Annotated in this window: 21 protein-coding genes; 8 read left to right on the forward strand and 13 right to left on the reverse strand. The window is 66.6% G+C overall.

Annotated features, from left to right (window positions below):
- Positions 1-50: 50 nt before the first annotated feature.
- Positions 51-1,070, reverse strand: coding sequence for a D-xylose ABC transporter substrate-binding protein (gene xylF / locus AB7U46_RS00930; RefSeq protein ID WP_428335046.1), 1,020 nt, complete (start codon positions 1,068-1,070; stop codon positions 51-53).
- Between the two features lie 227 nt (positions 1,071-1,297).
- Between xylF and AB7U46_RS00935 the strand changes: the two genes are divergently transcribed.
- On the forward strand, positions 1,298-2,557 hold the full coding sequence (locus tag AB7U46_RS00935) for an ROK family protein (protein ID WP_428335047.1): 1,260 nt from the start codon (positions 1,298-1,300) through the stop codon (positions 2,555-2,557).
- Positions 2,554-4,041 carry a CRTAC1 family protein gene (locus AB7U46_RS00940; RefSeq protein WP_428335048.1) on the forward strand — a complete coding sequence of 496 codons (1,488 nt, stop codon included), beginning with the start codon at positions 2,554-2,556 and terminating at the stop codon, positions 4,039-4,041. Before AB7U46_RS00935 ends, AB7U46_RS00940 begins: the two co-directional genes overlap by 4 nt.
- Here AB7U46_RS00940 and AB7U46_RS00945 read toward each other — a convergent pair whose 3' ends face one another.
- On the reverse strand, positions 4,042-5,352 hold the full coding sequence (locus tag AB7U46_RS00945) for a cytochrome-c peroxidase (protein ID WP_428335049.1): 1,311 nt from the start codon (positions 5,350-5,352) through the stop codon (positions 4,042-4,044).
- 3 nt (positions 5,353-5,355) lie between these two features.
- Entirely contained in the window at positions 5,356-6,387 is a 1,032-nt protein-coding gene (gene mgrA, locus AB7U46_RS00950; protein WP_428335050.1) for an L-glyceraldehyde 3-phosphate reductase, read from the reverse strand.
- 100 nt (positions 6,388-6,487) lie between these two features.
- Between mgrA and AB7U46_RS00955 the strand changes: the two genes are divergently transcribed.
- Entirely contained in the window at positions 6,488-7,336 is an 849-nt protein-coding gene (locus AB7U46_RS00955; protein WP_428335078.1) for a YihY/virulence factor BrkB family protein, read from the forward strand.
- A 6-nt stretch (positions 7,337-7,342) separates the two neighbouring features.
- On the opposite strand, the gene AB7U46_RS00960 is transcribed toward AB7U46_RS00955, so the two are convergent.
- Positions 7,343-8,551: an acyl-CoA dehydrogenase gene (locus AB7U46_RS00960; protein WP_428335051.1), complete on the reverse strand. Its 1,209-nt coding sequence runs from the start codon at positions 8,549-8,551 to the stop codon at positions 7,343-7,345.
- Positions 8,552-8,641: 90 nt separating this feature from the next.
- Between AB7U46_RS00960 and AB7U46_RS00965 the strand changes: the two genes are divergently transcribed.
- On the forward strand, positions 8,642-9,532 hold the full coding sequence (locus tag AB7U46_RS00965) for a LysR family transcriptional regulator (RefSeq protein WP_428335052.1): 891 nt from the start codon (positions 8,642-8,644) through the stop codon (positions 9,530-9,532).
- Here AB7U46_RS00965 and AB7U46_RS00970 read toward each other — a convergent pair.
- The 5 genes from AB7U46_RS00970 to AB7U46_RS00990 all read right to left on the reverse strand — a co-directional run bounded on the left by AB7U46_RS00970 (position 9,526) and on the right by AB7U46_RS00990 (position 16,678).
- Positions 9,526-13,056, reverse strand: a complete 3,531-nt coding sequence (locus tag AB7U46_RS00970; protein ID WP_428335053.1) for a translocation/assembly module TamB domain-containing protein — start codon at positions 13,054-13,056, stop codon at positions 9,526-9,528. The two genes, AB7U46_RS00965 and AB7U46_RS00970, sit on opposite strands and share 7 nt — an antisense overlap.
- Entirely contained in the window at positions 13,056-14,846 is a 1,791-nt protein-coding gene (locus AB7U46_RS00975; protein ID WP_428335054.1) for an autotransporter assembly complex protein TamA, read from the reverse strand. The genes AB7U46_RS00970 and AB7U46_RS00975 overlap by 1 nt, the downstream gene beginning before the upstream one ends.
- A 129-nt stretch (positions 14,847-14,975) precedes the next feature.
- Positions 14,976-15,506, reverse strand: coding sequence for an isopentenyl-diphosphate Delta-isomerase (locus AB7U46_RS00980; RefSeq protein WP_428335055.1), 531 nt, complete (start codon positions 15,504-15,506; stop codon positions 14,976-14,978).
- A gap of 123 nt (positions 15,507-15,629) precedes the next feature.
- Entirely contained in the window at positions 15,630-16,124 is a 495-nt protein-coding gene (gene secB, locus AB7U46_RS00985) for a protein-export chaperone SecB (RefSeq protein ID WP_428335056.1), read from the reverse strand.
- A 74-nt stretch (positions 16,125-16,198) separates the two neighbouring features.
- Complete coding sequence (locus AB7U46_RS00990; RefSeq protein ID WP_428335057.1) at positions 16,199-16,678, reverse strand: FxsA family protein; 480 nt, start codon at positions 16,676-16,678, stop codon at positions 16,199-16,201.
- Positions 16,679-16,785: 107 nt separating this feature from the next.
- Between AB7U46_RS00990 and AB7U46_RS00995 the strand changes: the two genes are divergently transcribed.
- Genes AB7U46_RS00995 through AB7U46_RS01005 form a run of 3 tightly spaced genes read left to right on the forward strand, consistent with a single transcriptional unit; the run spans position 16,786 to position 18,935 of the window.
- Positions 16,786-17,445, forward strand: a complete 660-nt coding sequence (locus AB7U46_RS00995; RefSeq protein WP_428335058.1) for a Tim44/TimA family putative adaptor protein — start codon at positions 16,786-16,788, stop codon at positions 17,443-17,445.
- A gap of 3 nt (positions 17,446-17,448) precedes the next feature.
- Positions 17,449-18,342 carry an MltA domain-containing protein gene (locus AB7U46_RS01000; protein WP_428335059.1) on the forward strand — a complete coding sequence of 298 codons (894 nt, stop codon included), beginning with the start codon at positions 17,449-17,451 and terminating at the stop codon, positions 18,340-18,342.
- A complete protein-coding gene (locus tag AB7U46_RS01005; protein WP_428335060.1) occupies positions 18,339-18,935 on the forward strand; it encodes a Smr/MutS family protein in 597 nt (198 codons plus the stop codon). The genes AB7U46_RS01000 and AB7U46_RS01005 overlap by 4 nt, the downstream gene beginning before the upstream one ends.
- Here AB7U46_RS01005 and AB7U46_RS01010 read toward each other — a convergent pair.
- From AB7U46_RS01010 to hslV, 3 genes are read right to left on the reverse strand one after another with little or no spacing between them, the layout of a single operon-like run.
- Positions 18,932-20,023 carry an alpha/beta hydrolase gene (locus AB7U46_RS01010; protein ID WP_428335061.1) on the reverse strand — a complete coding sequence of 364 codons (1,092 nt, stop codon included), beginning with the start codon at positions 20,021-20,023 and terminating at the stop codon, positions 18,932-18,934. The two genes, AB7U46_RS01005 and AB7U46_RS01010, sit on opposite strands and share 4 nt — an antisense overlap.
- A 55-nt stretch (positions 20,024-20,078) precedes the next feature.
- Positions 20,079-21,383 carry an ATP-dependent protease ATPase subunit HslU gene (hslU, locus tag AB7U46_RS01015; RefSeq protein WP_428335062.1) on the reverse strand — a complete coding sequence of 435 codons (1,305 nt, stop codon included), beginning with the start codon at positions 21,381-21,383 and terminating at the stop codon, positions 20,079-20,081.
- Positions 21,380-21,937 (reverse strand): ATP-dependent protease subunit HslV, encoded by a 558-nt coding sequence (hslV, locus tag AB7U46_RS01020; protein WP_428335063.1) that lies wholly within the window; start codon positions 21,935-21,937, stop codon positions 21,380-21,382. Before hslV ends, hslU begins: the two co-directional genes overlap by 4 nt.
- 86 nt (positions 21,938-22,023) lie before the next feature.
- On the opposite strand from hslV, the gene AB7U46_RS01025 reads away from it, so the two are divergent.
- A complete protein-coding gene (locus AB7U46_RS01025; RefSeq protein WP_428335064.1) occupies positions 22,024-22,929 on the forward strand; it encodes a hypothetical protein in 906 nt (301 codons plus the stop codon).
- A 41-nt stretch (positions 22,930-22,970) separates the two neighbouring features.
- On the opposite strand, the gene trxA is transcribed toward AB7U46_RS01025, so the two are convergent.
- Positions 22,971-23,297 carry a thioredoxin gene (trxA, locus tag AB7U46_RS01030; protein WP_428335065.1) on the reverse strand — a complete coding sequence of 109 codons (327 nt, stop codon included), beginning with the start codon at positions 23,295-23,297 and terminating at the stop codon, positions 22,971-22,973.
- Between the last annotated feature and the right edge of the window lie 13 nt (positions 23,298-23,310).

Below are 23,310 nucleotides of genomic sequence, written 5' to 3' on the forward strand. Positions count from 1 at the left end.
CCGGAGGCGGCCGCGGAAAGGGGCACCCCGCGGGGGTGCCCCGGTTTCGATCAGTTGCAGGGCGCCGGGCCGTTCGTCACGCCCTGGCAGAGATCGTCCTTGCTGATCCAGCCGGCATCGACGACGGTCGAGAGGTTGTCCTTGGTGATCGGGATCGGCGCGAGGAATTTCGCGACCATCTTCGTGCCCGAGGGCGAGGTCCATTCGACGGCGCCATCGACCGCCTTCATCTCCTGCCCGCCGGCCAGCGCGACGGCCACCTCGGCCGCGGTCTTGCCCAGCTCGCGCGAGTCCTTCCAGACCGAAACCGTCTGCGTGCCCTTGGCGATGCGGTTCAGCGCGGCGTGATCGCCGTCCTGGCCGGAGACCGGAACCACCATGCCCTGCGCCGCCAGCGCCGCGATCGCACCGCCCGCGGTGCCGTCGTTCGAGGCGACCACGGCATCGACCTTGTTGTCGTTTGCGGTCAGGATCTGTTCCATGTTGCGCTGGGCATTCGCCGGCAGCCAGCCGTCGGTATAGGCCTCGCCGACGATCTTGATGTCGCCCGCGTCGATCGCCGGCTGCAGCACTTCCTGCTGCCCGCCGCGCAGGAAGTCGGCGTTGGGATCGGTGGGCGAGCCCTTGATCATCACGTAATTGCCTTTGGGGGCAAGCTTGAGCACCTCGCGCGCCTGCATCCGGCCGACCTCGACATTGTCGAAGGTCAGGTAGAAGGCGCGGGGATCTTCGATCAGGCGGTCATAGGCGATGACCGGGATGCCCTCGTCGGCGGCGGCCTGCACGGCGGGGCCGATCGCGGCGGTGTCCTGGGCGAGCACGATCAGCGCATTCACCCCCTGCGCCATCAGCGATTCGATGTCGGACAGCTGCTTGGCCGAGGACGACTGGGCATCGGTGGAAACGTATTTCGCGCCGGCGGCCTCGAGCGCCGCCTTGATCGCGGCCTCGTCGGTTTTCCAGCGCTCTTCCTGGAAGTTGGACCAAGACACGCCGACGGTCATTTCCGCGAAGGCCGAGGTCGTGAGGCCGGCCGTCAGCGCGACGGCGGCCAGAAGGGTCTTGTGCATGTTCTCCTCCCGAATGGTGGCCCTGGGGCCGGCCCGGCAGATTCGCCAGGATGGAAGGAGGATGCCGCTATTAATTTTAGTTGTCAAAATAAAATTAGCTGCCAAAATCAGCATAAAGAGAAATGCAAGCTGGAGAATGCCGCATTGCAGCGAATATATGACCATATTTGCTCTGCAACTGCATCATTTAGTTAAACATCTGAACGAAAGGTCGCGTCGTGAGGGAAGTGACAGAGATCGGAAAGCTGACGCAGGGGTGCGGGCCGCTGATCCAGCCGCTCTCCGACCCGGCGCGCCCGCTGCGGCAGCAGATCTTCGAGCGGGTGCGGGCGGCAGGACAGATCGCGCGCGTGCAGCTGGCCAAGGAGCTGTGCATCTCGCCCGCCTCGGTGACCACGATCACCTCGGAACTGATCGAGGCCGGTTTCCTCGAGGAGGTGCGCTCCAGCCGGGAGGGAGAGGGCGGTCGGGGTCGGCCGGCGGTGGCGCTTGGCGTGCGCGCAGGCACGCGCCATGTCGTCGGTATCAAGCTCTCCGACCGCGAACATACCGCCGTGCTCGTCGATTTTGCCGGCAACATGATCGCGGGGGAGGCGATCGCGCGCACGCCCGGCGCGATGGAACTCGAAGGCATCCTCGATGCCGCGGAGCGGCTGCTCGACCGCGTCTGCGCCAAGGGGGGCGTGCCGCGCAGCGCCTTGCATGCGGTGGGCCTTGGCGTGCCGGGCTTCGTCGATTGCGAAAGCGGCACGGTGCATTGGTCGCCGGTGCTGTCGGAGCGCCACATCGCGCTTGGCCCGGCGCTGCGGGCGCGACTCGGCGTCACCACCTTCATCGACAACGACGCCAATCTCGTCACCCTCGCCGAGCTCTGGTTCGGGGCCGGGCGGGAGCTTTCGGATTTCGCCGTGGTGACGATCGAACATGGCGTCGGCATGGGATTCGTCATCAACCACCGGATCTATCGCGGCTCGCGCGGGATGGGGATGGAGCTTGGTCATACCAAGGTGCAGCTCGACGGCGCGCTCTGCCGCTGCGGGCAGCGTGGCTGCCTCGAGGCCTATGTCGCCGATTACGCGCTGGTGCGCGAGGCGCAGACCGCGCTGAACCTGACGCATGAGGAGACGCGCTCGGTCAATGTGCTGCTCGAGAGCCTGTATGATCATGCGAAGGCGGGCAACAGCGCAGCGCGTTCGATCTTTCGCCGGGCGGGGCGCTATCTCTCGGTTGGACTCTCGAACATCGTCAATCTCTTCGATCCGCAGCTGATCATCCTTTCGGGGGAGCGGATGCGTTACGACTATCTCTATGCGAAGGACACGCTGGCCGAGATGAAGGAGCTGATCCTCGACACAGGGCGGGCGGTGCCGGAGATCGAGATCCACGCCTGGGGCGATCTGCTTTGGGCGCATGGCGCGGCGGCGCTGGCGCTTCATGAGCTGACCGAGCAATCGCTTGGCTCCGCGCGGGAGATGGCGGCGCAATGAGGTGGCTCGCGGCTCTGTTGATCGCATTTCCTGCTGGTGCAGAGCCTGTTTTCATTGACGATGCCGCGGGATTGCCTGCGCCGCAGGTCTACGCCGGCGGCTGGGAGCATTTCGTCGGTGGCGGGGTTTCGGTCTTCGATTGCAACGAGGACGGGCGGCCGGATCTCTTCGCGGCCGGCGGCGAAAATCCCGCGGCGCTTTTCGTCAACCGCTCCGAAGCCGGCGGGCCGATCCGTTTCGGGGCGGGCGGGATCGCACCAATCACCCATGTGACCGGGGCCTATCCGCTCGACATCGATTCCGATGGCCGGATGGATCTCGCCGTGATGCGCGTCGGACCGAACATGCTGTTGCGTGGTCTTGGCGATTGCCGCTTCGAGGATGCGACTGCCACCTGGGCGCTGCCAGTGCGGGACGACTGGACGACCTCTTTCACCGCAACCTGGGAAAAGGGGCAGGAGTTTCCGACGCTGTTCTTTGGCAATTACGTCGATCGCAGCAATCCGGATGGTCCGTTCGAAGCCTGTGACCGCAGCGCGCTGATGCGGCCAGAAGGCCGAAAATATGGTGAAACAGAGCCTATTTCTCCGGGATATTGCACGCTTTCGGCGCTGATTTCCGACTGGCGGCGGACCGGCACGCCCGAGCTGCGGCTCTCGAACGATCGGCATTATTATGTCCGGGGCGGATACGAGCAGATGTTCCGCCTGAACCCGCTCGAGGAGCGGGCGGACTGGCCGCATGTCTCGCTCTGGGGCATGGGGATCGCCAGTCGCGACATCACCGGCGACGGGCTACCCGAGGTGATGATGACCTCGATGGGTGACCAGCTTTTGCAGATCAATCGCGGCGATCACTTCGAAAATGCGCCCTATGCGACGGGCAGCTATGCGCAGCGCCCGTTCATCGGTGACGACGGGCGTCCCTCGACCGGCTGGCACGCCGAATTCGGCGATGTCGACAATGACGGGCGGCCGGATCTGTTTATCGCGAAGGGCAATGTCGATCAGATGCCCTCGAACGCGATCCATGATCCGAACGATCTGTTGATGCAGGTGGCGGACGGGACATTTCACGAGGCGGCGGACAAGGCGGGGATCGCCACGATGAACCGCTCACGCGGGGCGGCGCTGGTCGATCTGAACGCCGACGGCCGCCTCGATCTCGTGGTGATGAATCGGCGCGCGCCGATGGAGATCTGGCGTAACGAGACGCCGAAAACCGGGAATTGGGCCGATATAGAGCCTGTTCAGGCGGCGCCGAACATTCATGCGGTGGGCGCCTGGGTTGAGCTGCGCACTGCCGAGGGCGTGCAATCGCAAGAGGTGACGATCGGTGGCGGCCATGCCGGGGGCAAGGCGCTGCCCCTGCATTTCGGGCTTGGCACGGCGCGCGAGGCCGAGGTGCGGGTGATCTGGCCCGACGGCCAGATCGGCGACTGGCGCAAGGTGCAGATCGGCTCCTGCAACCGGATCAGCCGCTGATCACCGGTCGACGGGCAGGCCGCTTGGTACAGATTGCGGCACGCCGAGTCGTCCTTGCAGCGCGACCGGGTCGGACAGCGTCGCGAGGAAGGTGACGATTTCCGCAATGTCCCGCGATGAAAGCGCTTCTCCGGGGCCGGAGGCGGCGGCGATCTGCGCAACCTCGTCGGGCGCGTCCATGATCGCCCAGTCCGGCTTCGTTTTGGGCAGCGCGGGCAGTTCGACGTCGCGCGCATAATGGGCGAGCGCCGCGCCCCGTTCGGCGTGATCGGCGATGAAATCCGCGAGATCGCGGTGCCCGCCGGCATGGCCCCAGGGGCCGGTTTGCAGCACGTTGCGCAGGCTGGGCGTGCGGAAGGCGAAGCGGTCGGCCTCGTGGCCCGTCACACGGAAACGGCCCTCGTCGCGGGAATGGGCTTCGAAACGTTCGGCCTTGCCGGGGCCAAGCTGGGGCGCGCCCATGGCGTGAAAGTCGTGATCGGTCAGGAAGGGGCCGGAGTGGCAGGTCGAACACCCGGCCTCGCCATAGAAGAGGGCGGCACCGGCACTGGCCTCGGGGGGCAGATCTTTCTCGCCCCGCAGCGCGGCATCGAAGGGGCTGTCGTCGGAGCGCCATTCGAAAGCGACGAAGGCGGCGATCGCATTCGAAATATCGGTGAAGGCGATCGGACGCCCCGCCGCGATCTCGGGGTAAATGGCCGAAAAACGGCTCTGATACGCCGGAATTTGCGCCACGCGCGTGGCGATTCGATTCCAGGCGCCGTTCTCGCCGGTGATGAAACCGGAGCGCACCGCCTTTGAAACGTCGTTCTCCGCGTAATGGCCGGCCATCTCGTCGGGCGAGAGCACGGGAAACATCGTCTGCGCCGAGAGGACCGAGGCGAAGCCGGTGACCATCTCGTCATCCATCGGCGTGCGCAGGCCGGAGGGGCGTGTCGGATCCGCCTCGATCCGGCCATCGTCGAAGAGGCGGGTGAATTGCTTTGCCCCGAGATTGAAGAGCGCGGGGGCGTTGCGCGGAATGCGTTGTTCGGGGATGTCGGTGTCGGTGATGTGCCGGTCGGGGCCGAGGCCCACGGCGCCCTCGCCAAGGCCAAGGCTCAGCCCGTCGGAGGTGCCGAAGCGCGGATGGTGGCAGGTGGCGCAGGAAATGTTGCGATTACCCGAGAGGATCGGGTCGTAAAAGAGGAGCTGCCCAAGCTCTGCCTCGGCCCGGTTCACCGGCGTGAAATCATTCTCGGTGAGGGGCGGAGGCAGCCCACCCGCAATGGCGGGTTGGGCCAGAAACAGCAGGAACAGAGCCTTTTTCACCGCTCACTCCAGTTCGGACGAGCTCGCCCAGAGATTAATCGCCTCATCCTGCGCGTGGCTGTCGATCTCGGCCAGTTCCGCGGCGGTGAAGTCGAGATTGTCGAGCGCGCCGACGCAATCCACCACCTGCTCGGGGTGCGAGGCACCGATCAGCGCGGAGGTGATGCCGCCATCGCGCAGCACCCAGGCGATCGCCATCTGCGCGAGCGTCTGCCCCCGCCGTTCGGCAATGGCGTTCAGCGCGCGGATCTTCTCGATCGCGGCCGGCGTCAGCGTGTGGGGATCGAGCGATTTGCCCTGCGCCGCCCGCGTGCCTTCGGGAATGCCGCCGAGATATTTCTTCGTCAGCATCCCCTGCGCGAGCGGGGTGAAGGCGATGGAGCCGGTGCCAAGCTCGGCCAGAGTTTCCTTAAGCCCGTCGCGTTCCAGCCAGCGGTTGAGCATGTTGTAGCTCGGCTGATGGATCGTCAGCGGCACGCCCCGGTCGCGGAGGATCGCCGCCGCCTCGCGCGTGCGCGCGGAATTATAGGAAGAAATGCCGATATAAAGCGCCTTGCCAGACCGCCAGATCTGTTCGAGCGCGCCCATCGTCTCCTCGAGCGGGGTGTCGGGGTCGAAACGATGCGAATAGAAGATATCGACGTAATCGAGCCCCATCCGTTTGAGCGACTGATCGCAGGAGGCGATCAGATATTTGCGCGAGCCCCATTCGCCATAGGGACCGGGCCACATCAGGTAACCGGCCTTCGAGCTGATGATCAGCTCGTCGCGGTGATGCGCGAAATCGGTGCGGAGGATCTCGCCGAAGGCCTCTTCGGCGGCGCCCGGTGGCGGGCCGTAATTGTTCGCCAGATCGAAATGGGTGATGCCGAGATCGAAGGCGGTGCGGCAGATCGCGCGCTTCGTCTCATGCGGGGTGTCGTGGCCGAAATTGTGCCACAGGCCAAGCGAGATCGCGGGCAGTTTCAGGCCCGAACGCCCGCAATTGCGATAGAGCATCCGCGCGTAGCGGTCGGTTTCCGGCTGGGTGGTCATGATGTCCTCCGTTGGCGCAAGCAGAGCACAGCGTCACGGCGCAGACAAGTTGCACTCGACGGGCGGCTGCGAGATGCTGCGCCAAAGGAGCCTGATCGTGATGAAGAAATTTGTGCAGCGGCTGTTCCGGCGCCTTGCGGAGACGAACATTACCCTGGTGGCGGCGGGTGTCGCCTTCTATGCGATGCTGGCGGTGTTTCCGGGGCTTTCGGCGACGATCTCGATCTGGAGCACCTTCGCCGATCCCTCGGTGATCGGCTCCTATCTGGGCGTGGCGCAGAAATTCATCCCGCCCGAGGCCTATGAGATCCTCGATGGCCAGATCATGACGCTGCTCGCCGGGCCGCGGGGTACGATCGGGTTGCCGGCGCTGGTCTCGATCGCGGTTGCGCTGTTCTCGGCGCGGGCTGGGGTGGGGGCGCTGGTGCTGGGGCTGAACGTGATCCATGGCACGCGCCCGCGCGACACGATCCTTGCCTATGTCTTCGGCTATGTGCTGACGGTGGCGCTGGTGGGGGTGATGCTGCTCGCGCTTGCGACCGTCGTCGTCGTGCCGCTCGCGGTCAATTTCCTGCCCTTCCATGCGCTGACCGGCTGGCTGCTTTCGGGGCTGCCCTGGGGGGCGATGCTGCTCCTGATGCTCACCGCGCTCGGCATCCTCTATCGCTATGGGCCGAACGTGAAATCGGGGCGGCGCGATCCGATCCTGACGATCGGGGCGGTGGTGGCGGCGCTGGTCTGGGGGGCGGCCTCGCTTGGCCTCACCTATTATCTGGCGAATTTCGGCGCCTACAACAAGGTCTATGGCTCGATCGGGGCGGTGATCGCGCTCCTGATGTGGCTCTATCTCAGCGCTTTGTCGGTGCTTTTCGGGGCTGCGCTGAATGCGGTGATCGACGAGATCCGCAAGGATGCGACGAAGCCCCCGGCGGGTGCGGGGGCTTCGTGAGATCGGTCAGAAGAATGCCTGCAGCCCGGTGATCGCCCGGCCGAGGATCAACGCATGCACGTCATGCGTGCCCTCGTAGGTGTTCACCGTCTCGAGGTTGACCATGTGGCGGATCACCTGGAACTCCTCGGAAATCCCGTTGCCGCCGTGCATGTCGCGCGCCATCCGCGCCGCGTCGAGCGCCTTGCCGCAGTTGTTGCGCTTGATGATCGAGATCATCTCGGGCGCGGCATTGGCCTCGTCCATCAGCCGGCCGGTGCGCAGGCAGGCCTGCAGGCCGAGGCTGATCTCAGTGAGCATATTGGCGAGCTTGAGCTGGTAAAGCTGGGTCTGTGCCAGCGGTTTGCGGAACTGCTTGCGGTCGAGCCCGTATTGCCGCGCGGCATGCAGGCAGAACTCGGCCGCGCCCATCACGCCCCAGGCGATGCCGTAGCGGGCCCGATTGAGGCAGCCGAACGGCCCCTTCAGCCCCTCGACGCCGGGCAGCAGCGCATCTTCGCCGACCTCGACATTGTCCATCACGATCTCGCCGGTGATCGAGGCGCGCAGGCTCAGCTTGCCGCCGATCTTCGGCGCGGAAAGCCCCTTCATCCCCTTCTCGAGGACGAAGCCGCGGATTTTGCCGCCATGCGCTTCCGACTTCGCCCAGACGACGAAGACATCGGCGATCGGGCTGTTCGAGATCCACATCTTGGCGCCGTTGAGCACATAGCCGCCCGCGGTTTTCTTCGCGGTGGTCTTCATGCCGGCGGGATCGGAGCCGGCGTCGGGCTCGGTCAGGCCAAAGCAGCCGATGAACTCGCCCGAGGCGAGCTTCGGCAGGTATTTCATGCGCTGTTCTTCCGAGCCGTAGGCATAGATCGGATACATCACGAGGCTCGATTGCACCGACATCATCGAGCGATAGCCCGAATCGACGCGCTCGATCTCGCGCGCCACGAGGCCATAGGCGACATAGCTCGCGCCGATGCCGCCGTATTCCTCGGGGATCGTCACGCCAAGCAGGCCCATCTCGCCCATCTCGCGGAAGATCGCCGGATCGGTCGTCTCTTCGGCAAAGGCCTTGATCGCGCGGGGTTGCAGTTTTTCCTGCGCATAGGCCCGGGCCGCGTCGCGCAGCATCCGTTCCTCTTCGGTCAGTTGCAGGTCGAGACGGAACGGGTCTTCCCAGTCGAAACCGGCAAGATCGGGGGCGTCCTTCGCTTTCAGGGCCATCAAAGTCCTCCTTGGTTTCATGCTTTATGCGCCTGTATCTCCGGGCGATCTACCGCTATTCTGGCCTGAACTCATGCATGGAGCACATATATGAGCCTGCCGCGCCGCTATATCCCCTCGGTTTCGCTGCTCTCCGCCTTCGAGGCGGTCTGCCGGCTGGGCTCGACCTCGGCGGCGGCGCGCGAACTCAACCTGACGCAGGGCGCGGTGAGTCGTCTCGTGCAGAATCTGGAGGGGCAGCTTGGCGTGACGCTGTTTCAGCGCGAAGGGCGGCGGTTGCAGCCGACGGAGCCGGCGCTCGCCTATGCGCGCGACGTGCGCAAGGCGCTCGAGCTGATCGCGCGCGCCTCGCTCGGGTTGCGCGCCAATCCGGGGAGCGGGGTGCTGAACCTCGCGATCCTGCCGACTTTTGGCACCCGCTGGCTGGCGCCGCGGCTGGGGGAGTTTCTGGCCGAAAACCCCGGGGTGACGCTCAATCTCGGCACAAGGATGCGGCCTTTCGATTTCTCGACCGAGACCTTCGATGCGGCAATCCATTTCGGGATCCGGCCTTGGCCGGGGGCCGAGCATCTGCCGCTTTTCGAGGAGCGGGTGATCGCCGTCTGCTCGCCGGCCTATGCCGCCGAACACCGGATGGAGACGGCTGAGGATGTGGCGAAACAGTCTCTGTTCCAGCTGGAATCGCGCCCCAATGCCTGGGGCGCCTGGTGTGCGCATCACGGCATCGAGGCGCCCCATCGGCAGGGGGTGATGTTCGACCAGTTCGCGCCGATGACGCAGGCGGCGGCCCATGGCGCGGGCGTGGCGCTGCTGCCCGAGTTCCTCGCCCGGCCGGAGATCGCCGAGGGGCGGCTCGTCCCCACGCCCGGCGAAGCGGTTTCGGGTGTGGGGAGCTATTTCCTCGTCTGGCCGGCGGGAGCCACATTGTCGCCCCCGCTGATCGCCTTTCGCGACTGGATCGCGCGCACGGCGGCTCAGTAATCTTTTTCGAAGAACAGGCCGAGGCTGCTCGACCCGGTCGAATCGACCGAGCCGCGGGCGGTCAGGCTTTTTGTCACGTCGAGGTTGAGGTTGATCTCGGTGCTGCCGTCGCCGTTCACCGCCACGTCGGAATAGATGTTCTCCGACAGGTATTTTCCGGCGCGCACCGTGGCGTTTCCGCTCGCATCGGTGCCGACGTCGAGATCGTCGAGCCCGAAGCTCTTGCGCAGTTTCGACACGATCCCGTCGCCGCCCTTGCCGGCGAGCGAGGCCACGGCGGAGGCCAGCTGCGCCGCCTGCAGCGCGGAAAGATTGCTCAGCCCCTTGTTGAAGAGCAGATGCGCGAGCACCTCCTCCTCGGGCAGTTCGGGCGAGGAGCTGATCTTCAGCTCCGGCGCCGAGGCCTGCCCCTCGATCGCGAGGGTGATCGCGGTGTCGTCCTGCGTCGTGGTCGCCTCGAACAGGATCCAGGGCGTCAGCGCGCCCTGCATCGCCACCTGCCCGTCGGTCAGGGTGAAGCGCTTGCCGAGGATGTCGAGGCGGCCGCGGATCAGGTTGAACTGGCCAATCGGCACGATATTCGCGGTCGTGCCGGTCAGCCGCAGCGTGCCGCCAAGCTCGGCATCGAGGCCGCGACCGCGCACGAAGATCTCGCGCGGGGCGGAGACGGTGAGGTCGAGACCGAGCGCGCCGGCGGAGCCGGAGCTGCTTTCCTCCGATTTCGTCTCGATCAGCCCGGCGCGCTGCCGCGTCTGGCGCTCGGCGGCACTCTCGCCGACGTGGTCGATCTCGGGGATCGCCGCGGCACCGCCAAGGCCCGAGGAGGGCACGCGCAGCTCGGTCTTGTCGAGGGTGAGCGCGCCGCTGATGCGCCCGCCGCCGGTCATCGGCCCGGTGAGCGCGATCTGCCCGCTGATGCGCGTATCGTAAAGCTCGGGGTCGCGTTGGCGCGCGTCCTTGAGGGTGATCTTGAGATCGGCGGGACAGGGGGCGGAGAGCGTCACCGGCCCGTTGACCGACAGCGTGCCGCCGCCCTTGATCGCCGCTTCGGTCGCGATCTGCATCCGGCTGCCGGCGAGGGTCGCGTCGAGGCTGATGTTCTCAAGCGTCTGGTTCAGGGTGGGGGCGACGAAACGCGCGCCCCGGGTGGTGATCTTGCCCGAAAGCGCCTCGAGCCCGGGCTTGCCCTTCACCGCGATGTCGAAGCTGAGCGGCCCGGTGACAGAGCGCGGCGCGATGAAGGCATTGGCGAGCGCCGCCTCGGCGCGGCCGGTGATCTTCAGATCGGCGGTGGCGAAATCATCGGCCAGCGTGCCGGTGAGTTTGGCGCTGGTGCCGCCGGGGCCTTCGCCGCTCAGGTCGAGCGCATAGCGCTGCGCGGCCTGCGCCACCGTGCCCTTCACCGTCACCGGCCCGTTGAAGCCGGGCGCCAGAAGCGCGGCATTGGCAAGCCGCAGCGCGACGTCGAGCTTGTCGCTGCTGTCGCCGGTGGCTTTCGCGGTCAGCTGCGGGGTCTGGACGGAGAGCGCGCTCAGCGCAAAGCCTGAGTCACGCAGCGCGCCTTTCAAGGCAACATCTGCGTTTCCGGCAAGGATAGGGTCGATTTGCGGTTGATTGAGCGCGAGATTCGTCCCCTTCGCCGTGAGGTCGATCAGATAGGCGCCGGTCGCGTCATCGGTCAGATGGGCGTCGGCGGAAAGCGCCCCGCGATAGCCGCGGCCGAGCGTGGCGAGATCGGTGAAACGCGCTTTGGCGGTGACGTCGGTCTTGCCCGTCGCGATCAGGCCGGAGGCCTCGGCACTGAGGTTCTGCGCATTGGCGCTGAAGTTCCGCAGGGTAAGCCCGGTTTCGTCGCGTTTCGCGGAAAGGGCGATCTGCGAGGAACCGGCGAGCAGCGCGTCGACCTCCGCCTGACCGATCGTTACGTCCTGGCCGGTGAGATCCGCGCTGGCGTCGAAGGCGCCGCTGAGCACCGTGTAGCTGCCCGAGAGATCGCCCGCGACAGAGCCGCTCAGCGGCCGCCCGGCAAGCTGCGAAAGGCTGGCCAGCGCACGATGGGTCACCTTGCCATTGCCGGAAATGTCGATCCCGCCCGCGAGATCGTCGATGCCGATCTGCGCGAGCAGGTCGAAATCGCGCGCGGTCAGCGCCAAGTTCGACAGGCGCAGCGGCTTGTCCGCCTGCCAGCTGAAGAGGGTCCGGCCCTGCACCGTGGGGCCGATCGCGGCGCCAAGGCCGGGATCCGACATCGCGATGCCGCTTGCCGAGAGGGCGATGGTACCTCCCGCGGTGGGCTTGTCATCCGCGACGCCGATGCGCCCCGACCCGCTCAGTGTGAGGTTTTCGAGCCCGGCGTCCTCCCGGCGCAGCCCGTCGAGTGTGCCGTCGAGCTTCCAGCCATCCGATTGCGCGCTGTCATAGGCGAGGGCGAGATCCCCGCTCCTGAGCCAGGTCTTCGCGCCGGAAAGCGGCAGGAGCACCTCTTCGCCCGAGGCGAGGCCAAGTTTCGCGGTGAGGTCGAAGCGCGCGGGCAGGCCCGAGGGAAGCAGGTCGATCTGCCCGGCGAGGTCGACCGCGTCGCTGTCGAGGGTAAGCTGGGTGAGGCTGAGCACGCCGGTCTTCGCGCGGCTGCCCTCGGCGGCGAAGGAGACCTGCGTGCCGAAGAAGGCGTGGTATTCCGGCGGCAGAAGCGGGGTGACGTCGCCCTGCATCTTCGCGGCGAAGCTCTGTTCGGTCTTGCCCTTCAGCGTGACCTGACCGGTCAGCCGCGGCTGGCCCTCGGTGCTCAGCGCGACATCGGCGGTGAATTCGTCGATCGGTCCGGTGCCCGCGGCCGAAAGCGTCAGCGCGGGGCGCCCGGGCAGGCCCATCAGCGTGGCGGCGATGCCGTCCTTGCCCTCGTCGAGCAGGAGATCGAGCGCAAGCTCGCGGGTGCGGTTCGAATACTGGCCGGTGAAACTCACCTGCCCCTTCGGCCCGTCGATGCGGTTCACCGCAAGCTGCGCTTTGCCGGCGCCATCGGCGAGCGTCATCGTGCCGTCGAGGCTGAGGGTGACGGCCTGGCCGAAGACCGGGGCGCCGATCGCGAGGCGGTTGGCCTTCAGCTTGCCGATGTCGACGGAGACCGGAAGGTCTGGCAGGGCGAAGGGCGTCGCCTCGGGCGCGGGGGTGCCGTCGGCGCTGCTGCCGGGCAGGCGCGCGAGGTCGATCTCCTCGGCGGAAAGTTCCTGGATCTCGATCTTGCCGGCGAGGATGGCGCTGCGGCTCCAGGCGAGGGCGCCCTTGCGGATGGTGATCCAGACGCCGTTCTCGTCGGCGATGGTGAGCTGGTCGAAGGTCGCTCGCGAGGAGAGCGCGCCGGCGAAGCCGTCGAGCACCACCGAACGCCCGGCACCGGAGAGATTGTCCTCGATCAGACCGGTCAGATAGGAGCGGTCGCGCGCCGTCTGCGCGGTGTCCGTGCTGTCCTGCGCCGGGGCGAGGCTGGGCCAGAGGGCGAGGAGAAGAATTGCAAGACGCCGCATCAGAAAGCCTGCCCGATACCGAGATAGATCTGTGCCCCGTCGCCGGTTTTGCCGCTGACCGGGGCCGCGATGTCGAGCCGGATCGGCCCGATCGGGGTCTTGTAGCGCAGGCCGAGGCCGGCGCCCGACTGCCACTCGCCCGAGCTGAAATCCTCGGCGGAGACATAGCCCGCGTCGTAGAAGGCGACGACGCCGATCGAGCTGGTGATACCGGCGCGGAACTCGCCCGAGAAGCCGAGGAAGCGCGTGCCGCCGAGGTCATGGGTGACGCCGGCGCGGGTGACCGAGACGCCGAGCGACTGGTAGGGCTGGCCGCGCACGGTGCCGCCGCCGCCCGAGTAGAACAGGTAATCGCGCGGCGTCTCGAGCAGTTTCGAGCCGAAGACGGCCCCGATCTGCGCGCGCCCGGCCAGCACGAAGCGGTCGTCGGCGCCAAGGCTGCGATAGGTGCGAAAATCGCCCGTCATCTGCGCGCCCGACCCGGTGCCCGCAAGCCCGAGGAAGGGGGTCAGCCCGAGCTTGCCGTAATAGCCCCGCGTCGCGTCGGAGGCATTGTCGCGATTGTCCCAGGTGAGATCGGTCGGCAGCGCGATCTGGCGGAAGATCTGCCGCCCGGTGTCGTCGGTCACCTGCGACCATTCGTAGGCGATGCCCGCCTCGCCGGTCAGCCGCGGGTTGAAGATATGGCTCAGGCCAAAGCCGATGCTGAAGGCCTTCTGGTCGTAATCCTCCTCGTAGAGCTGGCTCAGCGCGCTCTCGAGATAGGCGGAGGTGTCGGGGGTGAAGGTCGCGGGCCGGTCGAGCCGGGCGCCCAGCGTGTAATCGGTGCCGCCGGTCGAGCCGCCGATGCCCGAGGCCTCGGCGTCGATGCGGAAATGCTCGCCGCCGCCGAGGAGGTTGCGGTGCAGCCAGTAGCCGCTCAGCGTCATGCCGTCGGTGCTCGAGAGTTCGCCGCCAAAGCCGATGCGGCGCGTCTTGGCCTCGACCACGGCCAGATCGGCGTCGAGGATATTGCCGTTGCGCAGGGTTTCCGCCTCGGTCAGGGCGGCGGAATCGAAGATGCCGGTGCGGCGCAGGCGGCTGCGCACCTCTTCCATCTTGTCGGGGGAGAAGCTTTGGCCGGTGGGGAAGCCGGCGATCTCGGCCAGGCGCTTGGTGCGCAGCCGCTGATTGCCGCTGATGTGCATCTCGCCGAAGGTGACCTTGGGGCCGGGGTCGAGGGTGATGTCGGCGGAGAGCGTATCGGCACGATGATCGGCGACAATCTTCTGGCCCGAGACGCGCGCCTTGGCGTGGCTGGCCGCGCGCCAGCCCTCGACGCCGGCATCCGCCGCCGAGGCGATCATGCCCGAATGCGCGATCTGACCGTCGCGGAACCCCTCGGGGAGGGTGGTGTTCTTTGCAAGCGGGCCGATCGCGGCATGCGCAAAATGAAAGAGCGGGCCCGGGGTGACGGAAATCTCGATCGTGCCGATGTTTTCGGGGGCATCCATCGGGGAAATATTGTCGGCCTCATGCCCGTCGATGCGGATCGAGATCACCCCGGAATAATAGCCCTGATCGTAGAGCACGCCGATCAGCCGGGCATAATCGGCGCGTGCGGCGGCGAAAAGATCCTGCGCCTCGGGGGATTTCGCGGCGGCGGCCTCCTCCACCAGCGAAGCACCGGTCAGCTGATTGCGCAGCGCCTCATCCGCGCCGGGCGTCAGGAATTGCGTCTCGAGCGCCTGGGCACCCTGAGCCGATCCTGCCGCAAGTAGGACGCCACATAGAAAAGATCGCAATTGCACCGCCGAACACCCCCTACATCTTGTGCGCAGGATGCAGTTTCGGGCGGAGGAAGGCCAGAGGCGGCAGGCGGTTTTTCGCGCCTCTTGCCGACAATCGGCGGAATTCCCGCCGCAGCCTAGGCCGAAAGTTTATCCGCGCAGCAGGTTGCCGAAGATCCGCTCGAGTGGGCCGGAGAGATAGATCGCAAGCCATTTCGAGAAGCGCTCGGGATGGCGGCGCACCTCGGCCGTGAGATCATAGAGCCCGATCCAGCGCGTCTCGGACACTTCGGTCGGATCGGGGGCGATCGTCATCCCGGGCTTCGCATAGGCGAGGTAGATATCGACGACCTCATGCTCGACCAGCCCCTCGCCGACATCGGCGCGATATTCGAGCCGGTCGGCATGGGCGGGGTAAAGCCCGGTGATGCCAAGCTCCTCGCGCAGCCGCCGCACGGCGCATTCCTCGGGCCGCTCTTCCCAGCGCGGATGGGTGCAGCAGGTATTCGCCCAGAGCCCGGCGGAATGGTATTTTCCCGCGGCGCGCCGCTGGATCAGCACGTTTTCGCCATCCAGAACGAAGATCGACACCGCCTTGTGGCGGAGCCCCAGACGGTGCACCTCCATCTTGTCCACAGCGGTCAGCTCATTGCCGACCCAGGCGGGTATCCTTTGATCCATCCGTTCCGATCCAACGCAAACACCGCCGCAAGATGTGCGCGGCGGCGTCCGAAGTCATTGGGGCACCTTGTCCCTGAGGCAGGTTGACGCGCCCGATTGCACCGGGCGCGGCCCTGGCGGCGCTCAGACCAGCGGGGTGTCCGCGGGTTTCTGCGCCTCGGCCCGGCGGGCGATCTCGGCGCGGTAAAGCGCCACGAAATCGACCGGGTCGATGTAGAAGGGCGGGAAGCCACCGTCGCGCGTCACATCCGAGACGATACGCCGCACATAGGGGAAGAGCTGGCGCGGGCATTCGATCAGCAGGAAGGGATGAAGCTGATCCTCGGGGATGCCCTCGATGTGGAAGATCCCGCCGTAGTCGAGTTCGAGCAGATAGAGCGGGGTGTTGTTCACCTTGTTGGTCGCGGTGATCTTGAACTTGGTGAGCACCTCGAACTGGTGTTCCACCGCACGCTTGCGCGCGTCGAGGCTAACCTGCACCTGCATCTCGGGCTGCACGTCGCTGCTTTGCAGCCCCTTGAGCGCGACCGCGTTCTCGAAGGACATGTCGCGCACGAATTGCGCGAGGATGTTCATCTGCACCTGCGGCTGCGCGGCGCCGTTGGGGGTTTCGGTCATCATACTCTCCCGGTTCCGTTTGCGCGGGTGTAGCATCCCGGCCCGCGCGTCTCAATGCCCCTGTCCGGGCGCCCTCAGGGGCGGGTCCAGCCCGAAGGGCCGCGCGGCGGGGCGTTGTCGGGGTCGATCTCGAGGAACTCGCCGTCGATCACCCCGGGGTCGGTGGGGCCGCGTGGGGCAGGGCCCGGGCCGACGGTGAAGCCCTGCACGCGGACGCGCTTGGCAAGGGCGCGCATTGCCGCCTCGCGCACTGGCGGGATCAGCAAAAGCAGACCGCAGGCATCGGTGAAGAAGCCGGGGGTGAGCAGCAGCGCCCCGGCAAAGAGGATCATCGCGCCATGGGCGAGCGGCTTCGTCGGATCGCCGAGCCCGGCGAGGGAGGCGCGCAGATCCTCCATCGCCCGCGCGCCCTGGGTGCGCACGAGGCTGGTGCCGAGCACCGCAGTGGCAAGCACGATCGCCAGCGTCGGCCAGAGGCCGATCACCCCGCCGACCTGGATGAAGAGGCCGATCTCGATCAGCGGCACGGCGATGAAGGCGAGCAGGATCCACATGTCGTTTTCCTCGGGATTGCGGGTGGGGGCGCCGGTGGACTTGAACGCGCCCATCGCCTACATAAGTTGGCATCAGTCAAGAACCAACCTCGCCGTCAGGAAAACCCATGTCGAATGCCGTCATCCAGCTGATCGTTCTCGCGGGGATCGCGATTTTCCTGATCCTGCGCCTGAAGAACGTTCTGGGCACGCGCGACGGCTACGAGGAGCCGCTGCAGCCGGTCGAGCGCCCCGAAACCGTGGCGCGGCGCAGCTTCGACGTGATCGAGGGCGGCCCCGATCGCGACATCATCGACCAGGTGCCGGAGGGCTCCGACGCCGCCGTCGCCCTGGCGAAGATGAAGCGCGTCGAGCCCGATTTCGTCGTCGCGACCTTCCTGCAGGGCGCGCGCTCGGCCTATGAGATGATCCTGATGGCCTTCGAGACCGGCGATCTCGAAAAGGTCAAACCCTTCCTTGCGCAGCCGGTCTACGAGGCCTTCGACGCCGCGGTGCAGGATCGCAAGTCGCGCGGCCTCGAAGTGCAGGCCGAGTTCATGGGCCTGCGCGAGCTGGTCCTCTCGGAGGCGAGCTTCGACGCCCAGAGCCGCGAGGCGGAGATCACCGTGCGCTTTGCGAGCGAGGTGATTTCGGTCGCGCGCGATGCGAGTGGCACCGTGGTCGAGGGCGATGCGCGCAATCCGCGCAAGCAGCGCGATGTCTGGACCTTCTCGCGGGTGATGGGCAGCGACGATCCGAACTGGCAGCTTGTGGCGACGGGCGGCTGAGCCATGTCGCCGCGCTCAGCGCGCGAGATTGCCGGCTGGGCCGAAGACGACCACGCCGCGGCTCTTGCCGCCTTTGCCGTGACTGCCGATCTTTACGGGATGACCGATCTGCCCGGGCCGCAAGAGGCCCGGGCGTTTTTCGAGGAACGCTTCGATCCGGTCGAGATCGTTCCCCCCGGGGCGGCCCATTTCACTGCCTATTACGAGCCGGAACTGGCGGCCTCGCTCACCCCTGATGACCGGTTTTGCCATGCGCTTTACGGGCCCCCGCCGGGGTTTGCCCCGGGGGAGATCTGGCACAGCCGCACTGCGATCCGCGCCGGCGATCTGCTCCGCGGTCAGGAGATCGCCTGGGTCGAAAGCGCGATCGAGGCGTTTCTGGCGCAGGTGCAGGGATCGGTGCGGTTGCGCCTGCCCGACGGGCGTGCCATGCGCCTTGGTTTTGCCGGCAAGAACGGTCATCCCTATCGCTCGATCGGGGCGGAGCTGATCCGTCGAAACGTCTCTGTTCCGGCGGAAATGACGCCGGACCGCATCCGCCGCTGGTGCCGTGAAAACCCGGGGGAGGTCGATGCGCTGCTCGACCACAACCCGTCTTTCGTCTTCTTCCGCGTGCTCGATCTGCCCGAGGGCTCCGGCCCGCTGGGCGCGATGGGGCGGCCGGTGGTGCCGGGGCGCTCGCTCGCCGTCGATCCGGAGGTGATCCCGCTTGGCAGCCCGGTCTGGGTCGACTGCCCCGGTTTTGGCGCGCGGTTGATGGTGGCGCAGGACATCGGGTCCGCGATCAAGGGGGCGGGGCGCGGCGACCTTTTCATCGGATCGGGCGCTGAGGCAGGCCGGATCGCGGGGGCGATCAACGCGCGCGGTGCGATGGTGCTGTTGCGGAGGCGCGGATGAGCCGGAAGCGCAAGCTCACCCCCGAGGAGCGCGAGCTCTGGTCGCGTGTCGCCGCCTCGGCGGAGGCGATGCACAAGCCGAAAAAGGCCGAAACAGAGCCTGAATCGGACAGTCTGCCGGCGCTGAGCGCGCCGAAGAAGCCGCGCTTCGATCTGCGCGATTTCCGCATCGGCGAGAACCGCACGGATCTTTCCTTCCGCCACGATCTCGCCCCCTCGATCGCGGAGCATCTCGCGCGGCAACCGGTGGCGATGGATCGCAAGAAGCATCGCGAGATGACGCGCGGCAAGATCGAGCCGGAGGCGAAGATCGACCTGCATGGCATGACGCTGGCGCAGGCGCATCCCGAGCTGATCCATTTCGTGCTGAGCGCGCAGGATCGCGGTTGTCGCCTCGTGCTTGTGATCACGGGCAAGGGCAAGCGCGGTCTCGACGAGGGGCCGATCCCGCAGCGGCAGGGCGTCTTGCGCCATCAGGTGCCGCATTGGCTGCGGCTGCCGCCGCTGGGGGCCGTGGTGATGCAGGTGAGCGAGGCGCATCTCAAACATGGCGGCTCGGGCGCCTATTACGTCTACCTGCGGCGTACGCGCTAACCGCCGAGTGCCTCGACCGGCGAGAGGATGATCTGCGTCGCGTTCTGCACCGTCAGGATCACGCCGGAGGCCAGGCCGGTGCGCCCGCTCTGATCGCCCTCCAGCACCTTGGCGATGCGGCCGGTGCTGCCGAGCATCTTGATCAGCGAGGGCGAATTGCCGATGTTGAAATGCCCATCCCGCACGCTGAAGGCGCCGGTGTCGATCATCGTCACCTTGAGGTCGGCGACGCGTGCGATGTCCTTCAGATTGCCGAGGCGCGCCTCGTCACCGCTGATGCGCGAGGCGAGGCGCAGCGCCTTGTCCCGTTGCGAGGTGAAGATGACGAAGGGCTGCGGCAGCGTTCCGATGCGTTTCGCCTGTGCGCGGAACACGTCGACGTCGATGTCGGGCGAGATCAGAACGACGCCGGAAATTCGCGAAAGCGTCTCTGAATCGGCGGAAATCGCGATCTGGCGCAGGGTTTCCATGCTCAGCGCCGAGCCCATCGAATGGGCGACGAGGAGGATCTTGCGCGCCCCGGCAAGGCGCAGCTCGCGCAGCAGATCCTGCAACCCGTCGCGGGCGAAAAGCGCGGAATCGCGGTCATAGGCATAGGCGAGCACGTTTCCGCGCGAAGGCCAGGCGTAATAGACGAGCGTGCCGGGAACGTCGAAATCGGTGCCGAGCTGCGCCAGCCGATAAAGGCCCTCGGCGAAATTCGTGTTGAAGCCATGGACGAAGACGATCGCCTCGCCGCCGCTTTGGGCGAGTTGCTGGCGCAGATCGGCGCGGAAGGCCGTGTCCTGCGCGTAGAGCTTTTCATCCGCGACGAGGAAATCCTTTTGCGGATCGGGGCGGTTCCTTCCCGTCGGGTAGCTGAGCTTGCCTGGCGAGCGATCAGGCGGCACGGTGACGTCGAAACGCGCGAGCTCGAGGCTCTCGCGCCGCTCATAGCCGAAATCGGCGTCGGTCTTCGGGTCCATCCCCCGGGTCGAGCCGACATAGATCGTGCGCGCCGGCACCTCGGGCTGCGGCGCGAAGGCAAGCTCCCCGCGCGGCGCGCAGGAGACGAGGGCGATCAGCGTGACGAAGAGGACCAGACGCATGGGGGCTCCTTTGTGCCGAAGATAGCAGGAGCCCCCCTTTGTGCGCCAGTCGCGTTCAGAGAACGTAGCGGCTCAGATCGCTCGATTGTGCGAGGGCGCCGAGATGCGCTTCGACGAAGCCGGCATCGATCGTGACACTCTCGCCGCCCCGGTCGGGGGCGGAGAAGGACAGCTCCTCGAAGACCCGTTCCATGACGGTATAGAGCCTTCTCGCCCCGATATTTTCCACCGAGCTGTTCACCTCGGCCGCGATGCGCGCCAGCGCGGCGATGCCGTCCTCGGTGAAGCCGACGGTGACCTCTTCGGTCGCCATCAGGGCGGTATATTGCCGCGTCAGGGCGTTGTCGGTCTCGGTCAGGATGCGGGTGAAGTCGCCCTCGGTCAGCGCCTGCAACTCGACCCGGATCGGCAGGCGGCCCTGCAATTCCGGCAGCAGATCCGAGGGTTTCGCGATGTGGAAGGCGCCCGAGGCGATGAAGAGGATGTGGTCGGTCTTCACCGGCCCGTATTTGGTGGAGACGGTGGTGCCCTCGATCAGCGGCAGCAGGTCGCGCTGCACCCCCTCGCGGCTGACGTCGGCGCCGCGCGTCTCGGCGCGGGCGGCGACCTTGTCGATCTCGTCGATGAAGACGATGCCCGATTGCTGCACCGTCTCGAGCGCCGCGGTCTTCACCGTCTCGTCGTCGAGCAGCTTGTCCGCCTCCTCGGCGATCAGCACCTCGTAGCTTTCGGCCACGGTCATCTTGCGCCGGCTGCGGCGGGCACCGCCGAAGGCCTTGAACAGATCTTGCAGGCCCTGGACCTGCATTTCCATCCCCGGGCCGCCCATGCCCATCATCGGCGTGGCGGGGGCGGCATCGGCGACCTCGATCTCGATCACCTTGCCGTCGAGCTCGCCGCTGCGCAGCTTGGCCCGGAACATCTCGCGCGTGCCTTCGCGCGCGTCATGACCGGCGAGCACCTCGATCACGCGATCCTCGGCGGCCTTGTGCGCGCGGGCTTTCACCTCCTCGCGCATGCGCTCGCGCGTCTCGGTCACGGCGACATCGGTCAGATCGCGGATGATCTGTTCGACATCGCGGCCGACATAGCCGACTTCGGTGAATTTCGTCGCCTCGACCTTGAGGAAGGGCGCCTTCGCAAGGCGGGCGAGGCGGCGGGAGATTTCCGTCTTGCCGACCCCGGTGGGTCCAATCATCAGGATGTTCTTCGGATAGACCTCCTCGCGCAGATCGGCGTCGAGGCGCTGACGGCGCCAGCGGTTGCGCAGGGCGACGGCGACGGCGCGCTTGGCGTCCGCCTGTCCGATGATGAAGCGATCGAGTTCCGAGACGATCTCGCGCGGCGTCAGGTCGGTCATTTCGAAAGGCTCTCCACCGTCAGGTTTCCGTTGGTATAGACACAGATCTCGGCTGCGATCGCCATCGCCTTGCGGGCGATCGTCTCGGCGTCGAGATCGCCGTCGATCAGCGCCCGCGCCGCGGCGAGGGCGTAATTGCCGCCCGAGCCGATCGCGGCGATGTCATGTTCGGGTTCGAGCACGTCGCCCGCGCCGGTGATGACGTAAAGATCGGCGCCGTCGGTCACGATCAGCATCGCCTCGAGATTGCGCAGATACTTGTCCATCCGCCAGTCTTTCGCGAGCTCGACGCAGGCGCGCGCCAACTGCCCGGGCGCCGCCTCGAGTTTCTTTTCGAGCCGTTCGAGCAGGGTGAAGGCATCGGCGGTCGAACCGGCGAAACCGGCGATCACCTCGCGCCCTCCGGGCGAGAGGCGCCGCACCTTCTTCGCCGTGCCTTTGATCACCGTCTGGCCAAGGCTGACCTGCCCGTCGCCGGCGACGACGACGCGCCCGCCCTTGCGCACGCCGATGATCGTCGTGCCGTGCCAGCCGGGAAATTTGTCTTCCGCCATCTTCACCTCCGTTTGCGCAGATATGTGCGGGCGGGGGCCGCGGTGCAAGCCTTGCCGCGCCGGGCGGCGGCGCATAGCCTGCCGCCATGACCCGCCCGGAGCATCTTCGCATCTATCTCGAGGGGGAGGCGCTGCCGCGTGCCCGCGCGGGCACCCACAATTTCTTTCGTCGTCTGAAGGCGGCGGTCGAAGGGCAGGGATGGCGCGTGACGATCGAGGAAAGCACGCTTGCCAGCCGCCTCGCCGCGCCGGGGCGGGAGGGCTATGCGCTCTACCGGATGGAAGAGCCGACGCATGCGCGGGCGCTGACCTGTCGGCACTGTTACGTGGGGGCGTTCTGGAACATCGAGGCCTCGGCGAAGCGCTGGGAATGGCCGGTGGCGCAGGCACCGTTTTACCCGGAGGAGGTTGACGTCGAAGCGGCGACAAAGTTCGCGAAAAACTGGCGAAAAAGCCTCTATTCCAGCGGAATTTTGTCCTCCGACGAGAGGTTCGTTTTTGTCCCCCTGCAGGGGCGTCTCACCGAGCGGCGCAGTTTTCAGGCGATGAGCCCGCTCGCGATGATCGAGGAGGTTCTCGCGCGGATCGACCTGCCCGTTCTGGCGACGCTGCATCCGAACGAAAGCTATTCCGCGGAGGAACTGGCCGCACTCGATCGCCTTGCCGCAGGCCATCCGCGGCTCACCGTTCAGCGCGGGGGCTCGATGGCGGCCTTGCAGCGATGCAGCCTCGTCGTCACCGAAAACAGCTCGATGGCTTTCGAGGGGTTTTTCCTGGAGAAACCGGCGATCCTCTTTGCCGAGGTCGACTTCCATCACATCGCGGCGAGCGTGCCGCGAGACGGGATCGCGGCGGCCTTCGCACCCCGGCCGCGCCCCGATTTCGCGCGCTATCTTTATTGGTTTCTCAAGGAGAGGGCGATCAACGCCGGGCGCCCTGAGTGCGAGGCGCAGATCCTTGCCGCCTTGCGCCGCCACGGCTGGCCGATATGAAAAAGGCGCCCGAAGGCGCCCCTTTCGTCATGTCGCAACCTTCAGATCGCCGAGTCGATCCAGGCCTGCAGCGCGGCTTTCGGCGCGGCACCGACCTTGTTCGACACGACCTGGCCATCCTTGAAGAGGAACAGCGCCGGGATGCCGCGCACGCCCAGAACGGCGGGGCTGTCGGGGTTCTCGTCGACGTTGACCTTCACGACCTTGACCTTGCCCTTCATCTCGGCCGCGATCTCTTCGAGCGACGGGCCGATCATGCGGCAGGGGCCGCACCACTCGGCCCAGAAGTCGACGACGACGGGGATATCGGACTTGCGAACTTCCTCATCGAAGGTCGCGTCGGTGACTGCAACGGTAGCGGTGCCCATGGGGATCTCCTGA

This window comes from Paenirhodobacter sp. (assembly GCF_050177655.1).
GTDB lineage: Bacteria > Pseudomonadota > Alphaproteobacteria > Rhodobacterales > Rhodobacteraceae > Rhodobacter.